Annotated in this window: 19 protein-coding genes; 3 read left to right on the top strand and 16 right to left on the bottom strand. The window is 49.4% G+C overall.

All coding sequences use genetic code 11. The features are described 5' to 3' along the window. Positions 1-10: 10 nt before the first annotated feature. The 8 genes from A1sIA56_RS03050 to A1sIA56_RS03015 are packed head-to-tail and all read right to left on the bottom strand — an operon-like array spanning position 11 to position 6,327. A complete protein-coding gene (locus tag A1sIA56_RS03050; protein WP_095531491.1) occupies positions 11-322 on the bottom strand; it encodes a metal-sulfur cluster assembly factor in 312 nt (103 codons plus the stop codon). A gap of 32 nt (positions 323-354) precedes the next feature. Then, positions 355-798: a Fe-S cluster assembly sulfur transfer protein SufU gene (gene sufU, locus A1sIA56_RS03045; protein WP_095673486.1), complete on the bottom strand. Its 444-nt coding sequence runs from the start codon at positions 796-798 to the stop codon at positions 355-357. Then, the gene (locus A1sIA56_RS03040) at positions 798-2,045 is read right to left on the bottom strand and encodes a cysteine desulfurase (RefSeq protein ID WP_095673485.1); all 1,248 of its coding nucleotides are present in this window, start codon (positions 2,043-2,045) and stop codon (positions 798-800) included. The genes sufU and A1sIA56_RS03040 overlap by 1 nt, the downstream gene beginning before the upstream one ends. A 2-nt stretch (positions 2,046-2,047) precedes the next feature. Continuing rightward, positions 2,048-2,800, bottom strand: a complete 753-nt coding sequence (gene sufC / locus A1sIA56_RS03035; RefSeq protein ID WP_095673484.1) for a Fe-S cluster assembly ATPase SufC — start codon at positions 2,798-2,800, stop codon at positions 2,048-2,050. A gap of 11 nt (positions 2,801-2,811) precedes the next feature. Next, positions 2,812-3,108 (bottom strand): non-heme iron oxygenase ferredoxin subunit, encoded by a 297-nt coding sequence (locus A1sIA56_RS03030; RefSeq protein ID WP_095673483.1) that lies wholly within the window; start codon positions 3,106-3,108, stop codon positions 2,812-2,814. Continuing rightward, positions 3,108-4,199, bottom strand: coding sequence for a Fe-S cluster assembly protein SufD (sufD, locus tag A1sIA56_RS03025; protein WP_095673482.1), 1,092 nt, complete (start codon positions 4,197-4,199; stop codon positions 3,108-3,110). Before sufD ends, A1sIA56_RS03030 begins: the two co-directional genes overlap by 1 nt. Continuing rightward, complete coding sequence (gene sufB, locus A1sIA56_RS03020; protein ID WP_095673481.1) at positions 4,199-5,608, bottom strand: Fe-S cluster assembly protein SufB; 1,410 nt, start codon at positions 5,606-5,608, stop codon at positions 4,199-4,201. The genes sufD and sufB overlap by 1 nt, the downstream gene beginning before the upstream one ends. Further along, the gene (locus A1sIA56_RS03015) at positions 5,605-6,327 is read right to left on the bottom strand and encodes a helix-turn-helix transcriptional regulator (protein ID WP_095673480.1); all 723 of its coding nucleotides are present in this window, start codon (positions 6,325-6,327) and stop codon (positions 5,605-5,607) included. The genes sufB and A1sIA56_RS03015 overlap by 4 nt, the downstream gene beginning before the upstream one ends. A gap of 45 nt (positions 6,328-6,372) precedes the next feature. Between A1sIA56_RS03015 and A1sIA56_RS03010 the strand changes: the two genes are divergently transcribed. Genes A1sIA56_RS03010 through A1sIA56_RS03000 form a run of 3 tightly spaced genes read left to right on the top strand, consistent with a single transcriptional unit; the run spans position 6,373 to position 10,845 of the window. Further along, positions 6,373-7,251: a COX15/CtaA family protein gene (locus A1sIA56_RS03010; protein ID WP_095673479.1), complete on the top strand. Its 879-nt coding sequence runs from the start codon at positions 6,373-6,375 to the stop codon at positions 7,249-7,251. Positions 7,252-7,261: 10 nt separating this feature from the next. Beyond that, a complete protein-coding gene (gene tkt, locus A1sIA56_RS03005) occupies positions 7,262-9,310 on the top strand; it encodes a transketolase (RefSeq protein WP_095673478.1) in 2,049 nt (682 codons plus the stop codon). After that, the gene (locus tag A1sIA56_RS03000; protein WP_095673477.1) at positions 9,310-10,845 is read left to right on the top strand and encodes a hypothetical protein; all 1,536 of its coding nucleotides are present in this window, start codon (positions 9,310-9,312) and stop codon (positions 10,843-10,845) included. Before tkt ends, A1sIA56_RS03000 begins: the two co-directional genes overlap by 1 nt. A 7-nt stretch (positions 10,846-10,852) precedes the next feature. Here A1sIA56_RS03000 and A1sIA56_RS02995 read toward each other — a convergent pair whose 3' ends face one another. From A1sIA56_RS02995 to rapZ, 8 genes are all read right to left on the bottom strand, one after another. Continuing rightward, on the bottom strand, positions 10,853-11,194 hold the full coding sequence (locus A1sIA56_RS02995) for an RNA polymerase-binding protein RbpA (RefSeq protein ID WP_095673476.1): 342 nt from the start codon (positions 11,192-11,194) through the stop codon (positions 10,853-10,855). Positions 11,195-11,197: 3 nt separating this feature from the next. After that, positions 11,198-11,428 carry a preprotein translocase subunit SecG gene (gene secG, locus A1sIA56_RS02990; RefSeq protein WP_095673475.1) on the bottom strand — a complete coding sequence of 77 codons (231 nt, stop codon included), beginning with the start codon at positions 11,426-11,428 and terminating at the stop codon, positions 11,198-11,200. Positions 11,429-11,510: 82 nt separating this feature from the next. Then, positions 11,511-12,284, bottom strand: coding sequence for a triose-phosphate isomerase (tpiA, locus tag A1sIA56_RS02985; protein ID WP_095673474.1), 774 nt, complete (start codon positions 12,282-12,284; stop codon positions 11,511-11,513). A 37-nt stretch (positions 12,285-12,321) separates the two neighbouring features. Further along, complete coding sequence (locus tag A1sIA56_RS02980; protein WP_095673473.1) at positions 12,322-13,509, bottom strand: phosphoglycerate kinase; 1,188 nt, start codon at positions 13,507-13,509, stop codon at positions 12,322-12,324. After that, positions 13,509-14,510, bottom strand: coding sequence for a type I glyceraldehyde-3-phosphate dehydrogenase (gap, locus tag A1sIA56_RS02975; RefSeq protein WP_190277028.1), 1,002 nt, complete (start codon positions 14,508-14,510; stop codon positions 13,509-13,511). Before gap ends, A1sIA56_RS02980 begins: the two co-directional genes overlap by 1 nt. Positions 14,511-14,663: 153 nt before the next feature. Continuing rightward, positions 14,664-15,644, bottom strand: coding sequence for a DNA-binding protein WhiA (gene whiA, locus A1sIA56_RS02970; protein ID WP_095673471.1), 981 nt, complete (start codon positions 15,642-15,644; stop codon positions 14,664-14,666). A 5-nt stretch (positions 15,645-15,649) separates the two neighbouring features. After that, positions 15,650-16,597 carry a gluconeogenesis factor YvcK family protein gene (locus A1sIA56_RS02965; RefSeq protein ID WP_095673470.1) on the bottom strand — a complete coding sequence of 316 codons (948 nt, stop codon included), beginning with the start codon at positions 16,595-16,597 and terminating at the stop codon, positions 15,650-15,652. After that, positions 16,594-17,460, bottom strand: coding sequence for an RNase adapter RapZ (rapZ, locus tag A1sIA56_RS02960; RefSeq protein ID WP_095673469.1), 867 nt, complete (start codon positions 17,458-17,460; stop codon positions 16,594-16,596). The genes A1sIA56_RS02965 and rapZ overlap by 4 nt, the downstream gene beginning before the upstream one ends. Positions 17,461-17,470 lie beyond the last annotated feature (10 nt).

Raw genomic sequence — 17,470 nt, 5'->3', positions numbered from 1 at the left:
TTTATGCGGATCAGACAGTGAAGCCGAGAGCGCGAAGTTGTTCGCGACCATCGTCTGAAATCTTGTCAGGGCCCCAGGGTGGCATCCATACCCAGTTGATTTTTACATCGTCGGTAAATGGAGCAAGTGCCTGACGAGTTTGATCTTCAATGACATCTTGAAGTGGGCAAGCCGCCGAAGTGAGGGTCATATTGAGTACTGCAATGTTGTTATCGTCGACCATCATGTCGTAGATGAGACCAAGGTCAACAACGTTGATACCAAGTTCTGGGTCGACAACATCTTTCATCGCCTCGTTGATATCTTCAATCTTTGCAACCATGTGGCCATCCTACTTTCTTTTTACGGTGCTGGTTAATTCTGCTTCGCTAGCGCTTGGACGCTTGCATCTTTAAAGGCCATCCAACCAAGGAGGGCACACTTAATTCGTGCCGGGTATTGAGAAACACCAGCCAGGGCTACGGCATCTTCGAGAAGGTTTTCATCTCCTTTTTCAGCGCCCTTGCTCTGCATCAAATGCATAAATGAATCAGCAATCACTTGCGCCTGCGTGAGGTCTTTACCGATCAAGAGATCGGTCAAAATCGAAACACTTGCCTGAGAGATAGAGCAACCGACGCCATCCCATGAAACGCTCTTCACTGTTTGGCCGTCGAGCGTCACATTGAGAGTGATTTCATCACCACAACTTGGATTGATGTGATGCACCTGAGCATCGAAAACCGGATTGAGCTTCTTGTTCTGTGGGTTCTTATAGTGATCAAGAATTACCTCTTGATAGAGATTATCTAGTTGCATTAGCGACCAAAGTATTTCTGTGCGCCTTGTACGCCCTCAACGAGCGCATCAAGGTCATCGGTTGTGTTGTACAAATAAACGGAAGCACGAGTAGTTGCAGGAACGCCAAGTTTGCGAGTAAGCGGCCACGCACAGTGGTGACCAGTACGAACGGCAATTCCTTGGCTATCGAGATACTGTCCTAGATCATGTGGGTGAATATCTCCGAGAGTGAATGAGATGGCTCCCCCACGTAACTCTGTTGTCTTTGGTCCAATGATTCGCAGATCTTTAATCTCTGAAAGTCCATTGAGAAGATATGAAGTGAGTTCAACTTCGTGGCGATGGATGTTATCCATGCCAATCTGCGTTAAGTAATTAAGTGCAGCGCCCAATCCAACGGCTTGCGCCATATTAGGAACGCCTGCTTCAAACTTCTTCGGAGCCTGAGCCCATGATGCAGATTCCATAGTGACGTTTTCGATCATGGAACCGCCAGTAAGAAACGGTGGAAGATCTGCCAGTAGTTCTAAACGCCCCCAGAAGATTCCAATTCCAGTTGGCCCCACTGCCTTATGCCCAGAGAATGCCAAGAAATCAATATCGAGTGCCTTCACATCGACTGGCATATGTGGAACTGACTGACAGGCATCAAGCACAACAACAGCGCCAACTTCGTGCGCACGGCGCGTGATTACATCAAGTGGGTTAATGGTTCCGAGAACATTTGATTGATGAGTGAGTGCAACAACCTTGGTGGACGAGTCAATCACTGAATCAATATTAGAAAGATCTAGACGACCCTCTTCAGTTACCGAGAACCACTTAAGCGTTGCACCTGTGCGCGCTGCAAGCTGTTGCCAAGGTATGAGGTTGGCATGGTGTTCCATCTCGGTGATGACAATGGAATCCCCTGCCTTCAGGTGGAAGCGATTACCAGGAGCGGCATTACCCATCGCATAGGAAACTAAGTTAAGTGATTCAGTAGCGCTCTTTGTGAAGACAACTTCATCAACATGTGCGTTGAGGAAGTTGGCCACGATGGTGCGCGCACCTTCATAGGCATCAGTAGCTTCTTCAGCTAATTGATGGGCGCCACGGTGGACAGCGGCGTTGTGAAGTCTGTAGAAATCAGATTCTGCATCAATCACCACATTTGGCTTCTGGCTCGTTGCTCCAGAATCTAAATAAACAAGGCGCTTGCCATCGCGGATTGTCCGATCAAGAATCGGAAAATCCTTAGCGATAGTGTGAGCGTCAAATGTCATAGTTAAGCGGTGACGTACTCCGCATAACCATTAGCTTCGAGCTTATCTGCAAGCTCTGGTCCGCCTTCTTCAACAATGCGACCGTTAGCAAATACATGTACGAAGTCAGGCTTGATGTAACGCAAGATGCGTGTGTAGTGAGTGATCAAGAGAATTCCGTGGTTGTTGGCAGCCTTTGCGCGGACAACACCTTCAGAGACGATACGTAGCGCATCAACATCGAGACCTGAGTCTGTCTCATCAAGGATCGCAAACTTTGGCTTGAGGAGCTCAAGCTGCATGATTTCGTGGCGCTTCTTCTCGCCGCCAGAGAATCCTTCGTTGACGTTACGTTGCGCAAAAGATGCATCCATCTTGAGTGATTCCATTGCGCTCTTTACTTCGCCTACCCACTCGCGAAGCTTTGGAGCTTCTCCGCGAAGTGCTGTAGCTGCTGTACGCAAGAAATTTGAAACTGATACGCCAGGAACTTCCACTGGGTATTGCATCGCTAGGAAGAGGCCCGCCTTAGCGCGCTCATCAACAGACATCTCGAGAACATCTGCGCCATCGAGTGTGACTGTTCCACCTGTAATTGTGTACTTAGGATGCCCGGCGATTGAGTAAGCAAGTGTTGACTTTCCTGAACCGTTTGGTCCCATGATTGCGTGTGTTTCACCAGACTTGATGGTGAGGTCTACGCCCTTAAGGATTTCAATCGAACCTTGTTCGGTATCGACAGATACTTTCAATCCGCGAATTTCTAGAGTGCTCATATCTATCTCCGTTACATCTCTACCGTGACGGAGTCTCCGTCGACAGTTACTGAATAGGTCTTTACTGGGGCTACTGCAGGAGGTGTTAGCGCCTCTCCTGTGCGTAGATCGAACTCAGCGCCATGGAGCCAACATTCGATCTTGAAATCTGTGACATCGCCTTCTGAAAGGGATGCATCCGAATGGCTGCAGATATCGTTGATAGCAAATACTTCATCGCCCACGCGAGTGACGCAGATGGATTCACCATTCTTTTCGATACGGACAGGCTTGCCCGCTTGAAGTGATGAGAAAGCTAAATCAGACATTACTTACCTGCCTTTGCCAGTTCATCATCGATGCGAGCCATGATGCGCTCCTGAACTTCTTCGATACCGATTTCAGAGACAATCTCATTGAAGAAGCCACGAACAACAAGACGACGCGCATCGTCCATATTGATTCCGCGTGACATTAAGTAGAAGAGTTGTTCATCATCGAAGCGACCAGTTGTAGAGGCGTGACCTGCTCCAACGATTTCACCAGTTTCGATTTCGAGGTTAGGTACTGAATCCGCGCGTGCTCCATCAGAGAGCAACAAGTTGCGGTTGAGCTCATAGGTATCTGTGCCTTCAGCGGCGGCGCGGATAAAGACATCGCCGATCCAGACAGTGTGTGCCTTATCGCCAGCAAGTGCGCCCTTGTAGTTAACGCGTGACTTTGCATTGGGAACCTTGTGATCAACGAACATGCGGTGTTCGAAGAATTGTCCGGCTGTTGCAAAGTAAACACCTGAGAGATCGCAAGACGCGCCTGGTGCAATGAAGTCAACGGTTGGAAGTAGACGAACTACATCTCCCCCAACAGTGACAACGATTGACTTAAATGTGGCATCGCGATCAACGATTGCATGGTGTCGCGCTGCATGAATGGTTTTTGATCCCCATTCTTGTAGAGCGATGAGAGTCAGATGAGCGCCTGGCTCGACCACGATTTCAAGGTCTTCAGCGAGGTGCATATCTCCCGAGTTCTCAATAACAACTACTGATTTCGAGTGGTTGCCAGCTTTGATCAGTACGCGTGAGAGTTCAGCTGAATCTGTACCGAAAGCTGCGCGATTGAGAAAGACTGGTTCTGCAATCTCTGCATTAGCAGCGATCGAAAGAACTGCACCTTTACTTGTGAACTGGCGAATACGGTTAACAATTGCATCATCGCTTTCGGTAACAGCATCGATATCTTGATGAGTAAATGTTGCACCTGTTGGAAGTGAACCTTTAACCGCAAGTGAATTACGTTCGACAGCTGTTGCTGTTCCATCGTGCATTCCACCGAGACGCTTGAGCGGTGTAAAGCGCCACGCTTCTTCACGGCCCGTAGGCGTATGGTTTTCAAGAAGATTTGATTGCAATGTAGACATTATCCGACTGCGCCTTCCATCTGAAGTTCGATGAGGCGGTTAAGTTCGAGTGCGTACTCCATTGGAAGTTCGCGAGCGATTGGTTCGATGAATCCACGAACGATCATCGCCATCGCTTCATCTTCATTGAGTCCACGTGACATGAGATAGAAGAGTTGGTCATCGGAGATCTTCGAAACGGTTGCTTCGTGACCCATAGAGACATCATCTTCGCGGATATCAACATAAGGGTATGTATCTGAACGAGAGATTGTGTCGACAAGAAGTGCATCGCACTTAACTGTGCTGGCAGAGTGGTGAGCGCCTTCTTGTACCTGAACAAGTCCGCGGTATGAAGTACGTCCGCCTCCGCGAGCTACAGATTTAGAGATAACTGAAGATGATGTGTAAGGAGCTGCGTGAACCATCTTCGCTCCTGAATCCTGGTGCTGACCAGGACCTGCAAATGCGAGTGAAAGAGTTTCACCCTTTGCATGTGGACCCATCAACATGACAGCTGGGTACTTCATGGTGACCTTCGAGCCGATATTTCCATCGACCCATTCCATGGTTGCGCCCTCTGCACATGTTGCGCGCTTTGTTACCAAGTTATAAACGTTGTTCGACCAGTTTTGGATGGTTGTGTAACGAACACGTGCACCCTTCTTGACGATGATTTCAACAACTGCTGAGTGAAGTGAATCTGACTTGTAGATTGGAGCTGTGCAACCTTCTACATAGTGAATGTATGAATCTTCATCCGCAATAATCAAAGTACGTTCGAACTGACCCATATTTTCGGTATTGATACGGAAGTAAGCCTGCAATGGAATATCTACATGTACGCCCTTTGGTACATAGATAAATGATCCACCAGACCATACAGATGTGTTGAGAGCTGCAAACTTGTTGTCGCCAACAGGAATAACTGAACCGAAGTACTCCTTGAAGAGTTCTGGGTGCTGCTTTAGACCGCTATCTGTATCAAGGAAGATAACGCCTTGCTTCTCAAGATCTTCACGGATTGAGTGGTAAACAACCTCTGATTCGTACTGAGCTGCTACACCTGAAACAAGGCGCTGCTTTTCTGCTTCTGGAATTCCAAGACGGTCATATGTGTTCTTGATGTCATCAGGCAAGTCATCCCATGTTGTCGCCTGCTTCTCAGTTGAGCGCACGAAGTACTTGATGGTGTCGAAGAAAATTCCGGAAAGATCTGATCCCCATGATGGCATCGGCTTCTTATAGAAGAGATCTAAGCCCTTGAGGCGAAGGTCGAGCATCCACTGAGGTTCGCTCTTCTTCGCTGAGATGTCACGAACAACTTCTTCGCTGAGACCGCGCTTCGCGTTAGAGCTGGCTTCATTATTATCTGACCAACCGTATTCGTAATTTCCGAGGCCATCGAGCTCTGGGTGTGCTGTTGTCATGAGGACGCCTTTCCAGCGGTTAGTTTTCCTGAATTGATCTTCTTTGGTTGCTTGGTGAGGTTGGGGATGTAAGTAGTGCAAACGCCATCGCCATGAGCGATAGTTGCTAAACGTTGAACGTGTGTTCCAAGAACACGGGAGAAAGCTTCAGTCTCTGCCTCACAGAGTTGCGGGAATTCTGCGGCAACGTGCGCAATTGGGCAGTGGTGCTGACATAACTGCTCGCCTAAAGGACGGCTTTCAATGCTTGTTGCGTAACCTTGTTCAGTAAGAAAAGTTGCGAGTGCTTCTGATTTATTGGCACGTTTTGCCAGAGCGAGCGTTGCTTTACGTTCGATATCGTCGGCGCGAGATTGCGCAAATGCTTTGACTAAATGTTCGCCAGATTGTGCTGACATAAATTTCAAGGCTGCAACTGCGAGATCGTCATAGGAATGTTCAAACTTTTCGCGGCCAGAATCGGTCATCACAAATACCTTGGATGGTCGTCCGCGCCCACGGCTTATCGCCTGATGCGGTTCGCGGGCTTCGAGAATTGAGTCAGCGACCAAGAGGTCGAGGTGTCTGCGGATACCAGCGGGAGTCAGCCCAAGGCGCTCCCCCAGAACGACCGCTGTAGAGGGGCCATTTTCGAGGACGGAACGCGCGATAGCTTCGCGGGTGCTGAGGTCATCGATTTTCACAACAGTATTGTGTCGTAATTCGCTGAGCCTCGCCAATCCAAAAGGTCCGCGTCGTACGGCTACGGGTCATAGGCTACGAGCGTGAGTCGAACCAGATCGTTAGCCACCCGAGCCCTTCCTGCGCTCTCTGGATTACTTCTCTTTCTTCAATCGGCGCTCGTTATTACTGGCGGTGCCGTTCGAGTAACTGGTTCTGGACTTGGCTGCCCCACTTGGCCTGAATGCACCCCAGGCTCGTACACACCGGTTCCGGGACAAGCTGAAGGTGCGTTGCACGCATGGATTGAATTTGGAAATAGGTTGCTGACCTTCGCACTGCTCTTTGCAGCTCTTGCAACAGTCATTGCAATTTTCCGAGCTGGACGGCGCGATCTCAGATTCCTTGGAGCAACACAAGTTCTTGGAATTCTCGGTCAAGGCGTTTTGGGTGGGATCACGGTTTTAACCGATCTCAACCCGTTAGCTGTTGGTTCACATCTACTTCTTTCCATTCTTCTCATCGCAGCCGCAACATCTCTGCACTCACGACGTCATCATCCATATGTACGAACTTCATCTTCTCAAGTTCGAATTTCACGTCTATCACTTGCGCACATCAACGTCGCATTTATTGCAATCAGCATCGGAACCTTGGTTACTGGTAGCGGTCCTCATGCTGGCGATGTCGATGCACCCCGGTTAGATTTTGCAATCACCACCATCACACGTTTTCACAGCGCTTTTGTCTGGCTTTTGATGGGCATCACGATTGTCTTCTTACTTTCAAAAAGTTTGAACTTCGAGACTAAGCGTTGGTTAAGAGTTTTTCTCGTTCTTGCATTTGCACAAGGCGGTCTTGGCTACATTCAATATTTCCTCGGTGTTCCCGAAGGGCTTGTAGTCCTTCATTTACTTGGTTCAGTACTCGTATGGATCGCAGCGTGGCGCATCCGACTTTCAGTGGTTCGTAAAGCGGCATAAGGAGAAGAAGATGACAAAGATCAATGGTTGGACCGAACTAGACGATCGCGCAGTTGCATACGCTCGCGCACTTGCAATGGATGCGGTTCAGAAGGTTGGCAATGGCCACCCAGGTACAGCGATGGCACTTGCTCCTGTTGCCTATAACCTCTTTCAACGTCATCTCATCCACGATCCATCAGACCCACAATGGCTAGGTCGCGATCGCTTCATCTTGTCATGCGGTCACTCTTCCATGACGCTCTACACACAACTCTTCTTCAGCGGCTACGGACTTGAGATGGAAGATATTCAGTCTTTCCGTACCTGGGGCTCGCTCACTCCCGGACACCCAGAGTTTGGCCACACCGCAGGCGTTGAAATGACAACGGGTCCATTGGGCGCAGGCGTTGCTACGTCTGTTGGTTTTGCAATGGCGGCACGTTATGAACGCGGCTTGCTTGACCCTGAAGCAGCAGTTGGCGAATCTATCTTCGATCACTCAATCTGGGTCATCTGTTCTGACGGCGACCTGCAAGAAGGCGTATCAGGAGAAGCATCATCTCTCGCCGGAACTCAAGCGCTCGGTAATCTCAACGTTATTTATGATGACAATAGAATTTCAATTGAAGGCGACACACACGTTTCATTTACAGAAGATGTTGCAGCTCGCTACCGCGCATATGGCTGGCACGTTATTGAAGTTGCGGCACTTGCTGATGGAAACGTTGATTTGGAATCTCTCGACAAGGCGATGTTGGCGGCAAAAGCTGAACTGACAAAACCATCACTTATTCGCATGCACTCAACTATTGCGTGGCCAGCACCAAAACTTCGCGGCACTGCAAAGTCACATGGATCAGCCCTCGGCGATGAAGAGATTGCGGCGACAAAGAAGGAATTAGGCCTTAACCCTGATGAGAAGTTTGCAATGCCGGCAGATGTCTTTGCCCATGTTCGTTCGGTCAAAGAGCGCGGCGCTGCAGTTCGCAAGGAATGGGATGGAAAGTTTGCACAGTGGCAGAGCGCTCATCCAGAGCGCGCATCACTTCTCAAGCGACTTGTCGCTCGTGAACTTCCAGCAGGTTGGGAAGCAACTCTTCCGGTCTTTGAATCCGGAAAAGATGTTGCTACACGTACTGCATCAGGTCATGTCATTAATGCAATTGCTAAGGCGCTCCCAGAGTTCTGGGGAGGATCGGCAGACCTTGCTGATTCAAATATGACAACAATCGAAGGCGGCAATTCATTCTTGCCCGCAACGAGTGATATGAAGAGCGCAGATCCATACGGTCGCATCATCCACTTCGGTATTCGTGAACATGCAATGGGTTCGATTCTCAATGGAATTGCACTTCACGGTTTGTCGCGTTCATTCGGCGGAACCTTCGCTGTCTTTAGCGATTACATGCGTCCATCGGTACGCCTTGCTGCAATCATGGATATTCCATCAACATTTGTATGGACTCACGATTCAATAGGCGTTGGTGAAGATGGTCCAACACACCAGCCAATCGAACACTTTGCCGCCCTTCGCGCTATCCCTAACTTTGCAGTGCTTCGTCCGGCTGATGCCAATGAAGTTGCTGAAGCTTGGAAAGCTGTCATTAAGCGAAATAAGCCTGCTGGATTCCTGCTCTCACGTCAGAATCTTCGTACCGTCGATCGCACAACACATGGCGCGGCAAGCGGCGTAGAAAAGGGTGCTTACATCCTCAAAGAGTCATCGACTGCTGCAAAGGTGACAATCATTGCGACAGGTTCTGAAGTTGGAATCGCACTCGATGCCCAGATCGCTCTAGAAGCAGAAGGCGTGGCAACACGAGTAGTGAGCGCTCCATGTCTTGAATGGTTTAACGAACAGCCTGTCTCTTATCGCGAGTCGGTTATTTCGACTTCGACTCTTCGCGTCAGTATCGAAGCAGGTATCGCACTCGGTTGGCGTGAATATGTCGGCGATTCAGGAATCATCGTCTCACTCGATCATTGGGGCGCATCGGCTGCAGCTGGCAAGCTCTTCACAGAGTTCGGCCTTACATCAGAGCGCGTGGTGTCAGATGTAAAGAAGGCTCTTGCGTAATGAAGATTTCGGGTCCATCGCTTTCTGCAGTTGATCGCGAGAGCGATATCTATCGCAAGCTTCGCGAAACACACCCACGTATTGCAAAGAAGGATTCGCAGACGTGGGGTTCGAAGGCAGCTGCTGAAGCTGCCGTTCGCCTTAACTGGATCGATCTACCTGAAGCATCGCAAGCGCTACTCCCCCAGATTGCAGATCTTGTTGCGAAGTTCTCTTCACATTCACGAGTGGTTCTCTGTGGCATGGGTGGCTCATCCCTCGGGCCTGAAGTAATTGCTCTTACCTATAAGAAAGATATCTTCATCTTCGATTCAACAGATCCCAACTATGCACAGCATGCAATCGGCAGCGATTTAGCTAAGACGGTCGTTGTCGTAAGTTCGAAATCTGGTTCAACAATTGAAACTTCATCTCAGCGCGCACTCTTTCAATCACAATTCGAAAAGGCAGGACTTAGCCCTGTAGACCACATGCTCTTTGTTACCGATCCTGACTCTCCGCTTGATATCGAAGTTCGCGCAGGTGGATATTCGGTCATCAATGCAGATCCCAATGTTGGTGGACGATTTAGCGTATTGAGCGCATTTGGGTTGCTTCCATCTGCTCTTGTTGGTGCACCCATTGCTGACTTACTTGCAGATGCTCGTGCCGAAAAAAGCGCCTTTCTTGAAGAGGATCAAGCGATTCTCGACGTTGCATACCTTCTCGTTACCCAAGCAGAGCAGTACATAGCGTTCACAGATGCAGGTTCAACAGTTCCTGGACTTTCCGATTGGATTGAACAGTTGATTGCTGAATCAACCGGTAAAGATTCGATTGGGCGCTTACCTATCGCTACCGAAGATAGTCCTCGAGCCAAAGTTGGTGGATCTTTCACTGTGGCCTACGCAGGATCATCTACCGATCTCACTGTTGAAGGCCCACTTGGAGCACACTTTATTTTTTGGGAGTGGGTCACCGCTCTCATCGGAGCAGCGCTGAAGATCGATCCCTTCAATCAACCAAATGTGACTGAAGCAAAAGAGCAGACAGCGGCTTGTTTAACTGAATGGAATAACTCTGTACCTGTACTTACTCCTGCCTGTTCTGAGAAGTCTGTTGAAATCTTCGGCGATGGACAATCACTTAAGGATGCACTTGCTACCTTTATTGAAGATGTGAAAGATGGTGGTTACATCGCAATCATGGCGTATCTGGATCGCCGCGATGATGTAAAGATTGCAGAGCTTCGTTCGATACTTGCAGAAAAATCTGGCCATCCAACTTCATTTGGTTGGGGTCCACGTTTCATGCACTCGACAGGTCAATTCCATAAAGGTGGACAGAAGAACGGATCCTTCCTTCAAATTACGGGTGAGACTTCCATTGATTACGAGATTCCAGGTCGTCGCTACAGCCTTCGCACTCTTCTCTTTGCTCAGGCAATCGGTGATAACCGTGCGCTAGCTACAAGAAAATACCCGCTCCTTCGTCTGCATCTGCAGAAACGAAGTGCGGGTATTGATGAAATCTTGGCAGCTGCCCGATCTCTTTAGAGATCGATTACTCGATATCGTCTCCACGAAGTTTGCGAAGAGCATCTTCTAGAATCTTCTCGCCTTCTTTATCTGAGCGACGCTCTTTTACATAAGCAAGGTGAGTCTTGTAAGGAATATTGACTACAGCACTCGGTGGGTTGTTCTTATCGCGACCTGCAGGAAGACCGCACTTAGGGCAATCCCACTGATCTGGAATTACGACGGTCTCTTCAACTGCGAATGATGGACGAACTTCATGGCCATTGGCACACCAGTACGAAACTGTTGCGCGCTCAATTTGATCTCCGCGCTCTGCTTCGCCCATTGGGCCGGCGCCGACACGACTTCCGCGAATTGCACTTGCCATGGATTAACCCTTCAAAACGAGTGAGAGGCTAACAACGCCAGCGAACCAGAGTCCGCCTACAACGATTGTGATTCGATCAAGGTTTCGCTCGACGACAGATGATCCGCCGTAATTTGATGAGACGCCACCACCGAATAGATCGGAGAGGCCTGAACCTTTGCCCTTGTGAAGCAAGACGAGAAGAATCATCAAGACGCTTGTGATGACAAGAAAGATTGATAGAGCTAAAGCCATGCGTAAAACTCCTCTAGAGGTAGGGGTACAGGATACCCGAATGAACTGGAAAGCTTTGAATTAGATAGGAATTAGATACGAACTACGCCTGAGCGTGGAACTTAACGATCTTTGCCAGCTCTTCAGGGTCAAGGCTTGCTCCCCCAATGAGGGCGCCATCGACATCGGTCTGCTTCATGATTTCGACGATATTTGCAGACTTCACGGAACCGCCATAAAGAATGCGCATATTTGCTGCGATCTCGGATGAGCCGATCTGCTCTACTTCTTCGCGGATAGCTGCACATACTTCTTGTGCATCTTCAGGTGTTGCTGTCTTGCCTGTACCGATTGCCCAGACAGGTTCGTATGCAATAACAATCTTCTTGAGGTCTGGCTTATGGAAGCCTTCAAGGCCTGCACGTACCTGTCGGATGACATGTGACACATGGGTTCCGGATTCGCGGATTGCTAGCTCTTCACCAACACAGAAAATAGGTGTGAGTTCATTGGCAAGGGCGGCCTTAATCTTGCGATTAATCAGTGCATCATCTTCATGATGGATTGCGCGACGCTCTGAGTGTCCAATGACAACAAATGTACAGCCGAGCTTTGCGAGCATTGAGCCAGAGATATCACCAGTAAATGCACCGGATGCCTCAGGTGAAAGATCTTGCGCACCATACTGCAGGCGGAGGCGATCACCGTCGACCATAGTTTGGATTGAGCGGATATCTGTAAAGGGAGGAATGATTGCGACATCTACTGCGTCGTAATCCTTATCTTCGAGTGAGTAGACAAGCTTCTGTGCAACTGCAATCGCCTCGAGGTGATTGAGGTTCATCTTCCAGTTACCAGCCATGAGTGGTTTACGCATTGTTACTCCTTCGTCGTTGTTACGTGAAAATTAATGATTAGAGATCGAGCGCTGTCAGACCTGGAAGTTCCTTGCCTTCGAGGTATTCAAGTGAAGCTCCACCGCCAGTTGAGATGTAACCGAATGCAGAATCTGCAAAACCAAGTGCACGAACAGCTGCTGCTGAGTCGCCACCGCCAACAACGGAGATTCCAGGAACCTCAGTCAGTGCCTGCGCGACAACCTTTGTTCCATGTGCAAAGTTAGGAAATTCGAAGACGCCCATTGGACCATTCCAGAAGACTGTCTTGCATGTTTTGATTGCTGCAGCAAATGCGGCTGCAGTTTCAGGTCCAATATCGAGGCCCATTTGATCTGCAGGAATTGCATCAGCACTTACCAAAGTTGGTGTCGCATCTACAGAAAACGTTGGAGCAACGACGATATCTGTTGGGAGCAAGAGCTTTACGCCAGAATCTTCGGCCTGCTTAATGAGGCCCTTGACGGTATCAATGAGATCGCGTTCTACAAGTGAAGAACCAATCTCTTTGCCTTGCGCTGCAAGGAATGTGAAGAGCATTCCGCCACCGATAGCCATGACATCAACTTTTCCAAGAAGGTTTGAGATAACACCAATCTTGTCTGAAACTTTTGAACCACCAAGAACCACGCCATATGGACGTACAGGATCAATGGTGAGCTTCTTGAGAACTTCAACTTCTGCGGCAACGAGAGTTCCTGCTGCATGCGGGAGAAGTTTCGCTAAATCAAATACAGAGGCGTGCTTGCGGTGCACTGCGCCGAAGCCATCGCCGACGTAGAAGTCAGCTAACTTTGCAAGCTCTGAAGCAAGTGCAGCGCGCTCTGATTCATCCTTGGATGTCTCGGCTGAGCTGAATCGGATATTTTCTAGGAGGAGAACCTCACCTGCTGCAAGTGCCTCAGCTTTTGCTGTGACATCTGCACCAGTGATTGCACCTGCGAATTGCACAGGCTTTCCAAGAAGTTCAGAGAGTCGAACTGCAACAGGTGCAAGTGAAAGTTCAGGTTTTGCCTCGCCTTTTGGTCGACCTAGATGAGCTGCAATAACAATGCTTGCACCTTTTGCAAGGAGGGCATTGATAGTCGGAAGTGAAGCGCGAATACGGCCATCATCAGTGATCTTTCCTTCTTTCAAAGGAACGTTGAGATCGCAACGCAAAAATACGCGCTTACCAGCTACATCTAGGTCAGCCAAAGAAGACATTAGAGGGACTTACCTACATATCCAACAAGGTCAACGAGGCGGTTTGAGTAGCCCCATTCGTTGTCATACCAACCAACAACCTTGACTGTTGATCCGATTGCCTTTGTAAGACCTGCATCGAAGATACATGAAGAAGGATCTGTCACGATATCTGAAGAAACGATCTGATCTTCTGTGTATGTGAGGAAGCCCTTGAGTGAACCGTTTGCTGCTTCCTTCATCGCTGCGTTGATCTCAGCAGCTGTTGCTTCCTTTGCAAGCTCGACTGTGAGGTCTGTAGCTGAACCTGTTGGTACAGGTACGCGCATTGCGAAACCATCGAGCTTGCCCTTGAGCTGTGGAAGTACCAAAGAGATTGCCTTTGCAGCACCTGTTGAGCTTGGGATGATATTTGTCGCTGCAGCACGTGCGCGACGGAGATCCTTGTGTGGGAAGTCGAGGATAACCTGGTCGTTTGTGTACGCGTGGATTGTTGTCATGAGACCACGGACGATTCCGAACTTCTCATCCAAAACCTTTGCCATTGGAGCAAGGCAGTTAGTTGTACATGAAGCGTTTGAGATCACGTTGTGCTTTGCTGGGTCGTAGTTCTCGTGGTTTACACCCATCACGATTGTGATGTCTTCATCTGTTGCAGGTGCAGAGATGATGACCTTCTTAGCTCCAGCTGTGATGTGCTTCTGCGCATCTGCTGCCTTTGTGAAGTGGCCTGTTGATTCAATGACGATATCTGCCTTGACTGATGCCCAAGGAAGGTTTGCTGGATCGCGATCTGCAAATACCTTGATGGTCTTTCCGCCGACAGTAATGGTGTCTTCTGTGTGTGATACTTCAAGTCCAAGGCGTCCCAAGATTGAGTCGTACTTGAGCAAGTGAGCAAGAGTTGCGTTATCTGTGAGGTCGTTGATACCTACGATATTGATGTTTGGGTTTGTGAGCGCTGCGCGAAAGAAGTTGCGGCCAATACGTCCAAAACCATTAATTCCGACATTAATCATTATGAGAACCTCTTCTAGAAAGTGAAATGCCCCGCATATAGGTGGCTATCAGTTACACCACAACATTGGGGGCTTGGTCCGAAGTCTATCAGCCTGTGGATTGCTACTGGCCGGTCAGTGAGCGTGCGAAGGCTCACTTTCGATGCGAGTTGAGTATTACTCGCCGAGTAGATCTGGAGAAAGTCCCGCTTCAGTGTCAGGAATTCCGAGCTCCTGTGCGCGCTTATCTGCCATAGCAAGGAGGCGGCGGATGCGACCTGCGATTGCATCCTTAGTCATTGGCGGGGTCGCAAGTGAACCGAGTTCTTCAAGACTTGCTTGTCCGTGAGAAATTCGAAGTTCGCCAGCTTCCTTCAAGTGATCTGGAATTTCTGGACCGAGGATTTCCATGGCACGTTGTACTCGTGCTGCAGCTGCAACAGCTGCTCGCGCAGAACGGCGCAAGTTTGCATCATCAAAGTTGGCAAGACGGTTTGCTGTTGCCCGCACTTCACGACGCATGCGACGTTCTTCCCAGGCAAGGACGCTCTCATGTGCGCCGAGGCGAGTGAGCAGAACACCAATCGCATCTCCATCGCGAATAACAACACGATCTACGCCACGAACTTCTCGTGCCTTTGCAACGATATTGAGTCGACGCGCTGCGCCAACAAGAGCAAGAGCTGCTTCTGGACCTGGGCAGGTAATTTCGAGAGATGAAGAGCGACCTGGCTCAGTCAATGAACCATGTGCAATAAATGCGCCACGCCATGCAGCTTCGGCATCGCAGACATTTGCTGCAACAACTTGCGGTGGGAGTCCACGAACTGGGCGACCATTTGCATCAATCAAGCCTGTCTGGCGAGCAAGAGCATCTCCTGCCTCAATAACCCGAACCACGTAGCGCGATCCTTTACGAAGCCCACTTGAAGAAAGCACCGCTAAATCACTGTCGTGGCCGTAAATATCGGCGATATCTTTCTTAAGACGTCGTGCGCTCTGTGAGGTATCGAGCTCGACTTCAATAACAACTTTTCCTGCCGCGATATGAAGTCCGCCAGCGAAACGCAAGAGTGAGGAAACTTCAGCTTTGCGACAACAAGGCTTGGTCACGGAGAGACGACTGAGCTCATCCTTCACTGCCGCTGTCATTGCCATGGGGGTTATCCAACCAGTATTTCGGAGTCAATGTGTGAGAAAAGTTGACCTAATTTTTTCACATCATGGTGCAGAGGCGACCCTGCACTGCGTAAATCTGCGACCACCAACTCTGAACCTATGGTTGAAAGATGTGCACGTAATTCGTCCTGCCCATCGGCAGAGCTGTCGATCGCAACGCAATCAAAGTGAAGTTCCGGGGCATATTCGGACAAGATGCGAAGGTGTTCGAGTGGTGAATAACCTGCGTACTCCCCTGCTGATTTATCTGCAGTATCGAGATTGAGTAGCAGAATCTTCTTTGCCTGAGATGCAACGATGGCATCACGTTGTGCGGGAACCAGAAGATGCGGAATAACACTCGAGAACCAAGAACCAGGTCCCATCGTTATCCACTCAGCATCAGCGATTGCAGTGAGCGCTTCTGGATAAGCAGTTGGATTTTCAGGAATGATGCGGATTGATTTAAGTCTTCCCTTTGTTGTGGCAACTTCAGCTTGGCCACGAACAATCTTTGTCCCGATGGAATTCTCAAAGGTGGCCTCGATATCCAGAGGTTCTGATGCCATCGGCAGCACGCGGCCAATCACTTTAAGAAGTGCTCCAACGCGATCTAAACCAGCGACGGTATCTTCATCGCGATCCCATAACGCTGCGAGTAAAAGATTGCCAACTGCATGGCCATTGAGTTCGCCTTCGCTGGTAAAGCGATATTGCATGATCTCAGCCCAGCTTCTGCCCCACTCATCATCGCTGCAGAGCGCTGCCAGTGCCATACGTAAATCACCTGGAGGCAGAATAGGAAACTCAGTACGAAGACGCCCGCTAGATCCACCATTATCTGCAACGGTAACAACTGCAGTGATGCTCGAAGTAAAACTACGGAGCGCGGTGAGAGTTGCGGCTAAGCCATGTCCTCCACCGAGGGCTACTACTTTTCTTTCTTGACTCATTCCCGTCCTACATCGCGGTGTGTTGCATGAGCTGTGATCTCAAGATCCTTAGATGAGGTCGTCAACTGACGAGCAATTTCTTCAGCGATTGCGACAGAGCGATGCTTTCCACCTGTACAACCAATCGCAATTGTTACGTACTTCTTACCTTCGCGGAAATATCCAGGAATCATCTTCTGCACGACGCCGACGTAACTCTTCACGAAATCTTCGACACCATCACTGCCGAGGACTTTGTCAGAGACAGGTTTATCCAGACCATTCAATGGACGAAGTTCAGGAATCCAATGCGGATTCGGAATGAAGCGACAATCAAGAACGAGATCTGAATCAACCGGAATTCCGTACTTGTAACCGAATGAGAGAACATTGACGCGAAGGCTTGGCAGCATTCCTGCTGCAAAGATCTCAGAAGTGCGCTTTTCTAGTTGATGAACGTTGAGGTTGGAAGAGTCAATGACGACATCGGCTTGTGCGCGGATTTCCTCAAGCTTTGCGCGTTCGCGTGCAATTCCGTCAACGATGCGATCTTTTGCCTGCAATGGATGGGGACGACGCGTTGATTCAAAGCGCTGAACGAGCGCTTGATCTGTGGCGTCGAGAAAGAGTAGACGGTAGGGAGTAGATGAACTCTTCAGCTGTGAAAGTGCGTTATTGAGTTCATCAAAGAATTTTCCGCCGCGAACATCGACAACGACAGCGAGAGCAGCATGGGTATCAAGGCTCTGTTCGGTGAGTTGCGGCAAAAGCGCCGGAGGCAGGTTATCGACGACATACCAACCGAGATCTTCTAGTGCGTGGGCAACTGTTGAGCGCCCAGCACCTGACATGCCTGTAAGAATCAGAAGTTCTTGTGTCGCCATACCTAACATT

This window comes from Candidatus Planktophila sulfonica (assembly GCF_002288065.1).
GTDB classification, from domain to species: Bacteria; Actinomycetota; Actinomycetes; order Nanopelagicales; family Nanopelagicaceae; genus Planktophila; species Planktophila sulfonica.
Note: the sequence above shows the minus strand (reverse complement) of the source record. Positions and strands in the feature narration are given on the sequence as shown.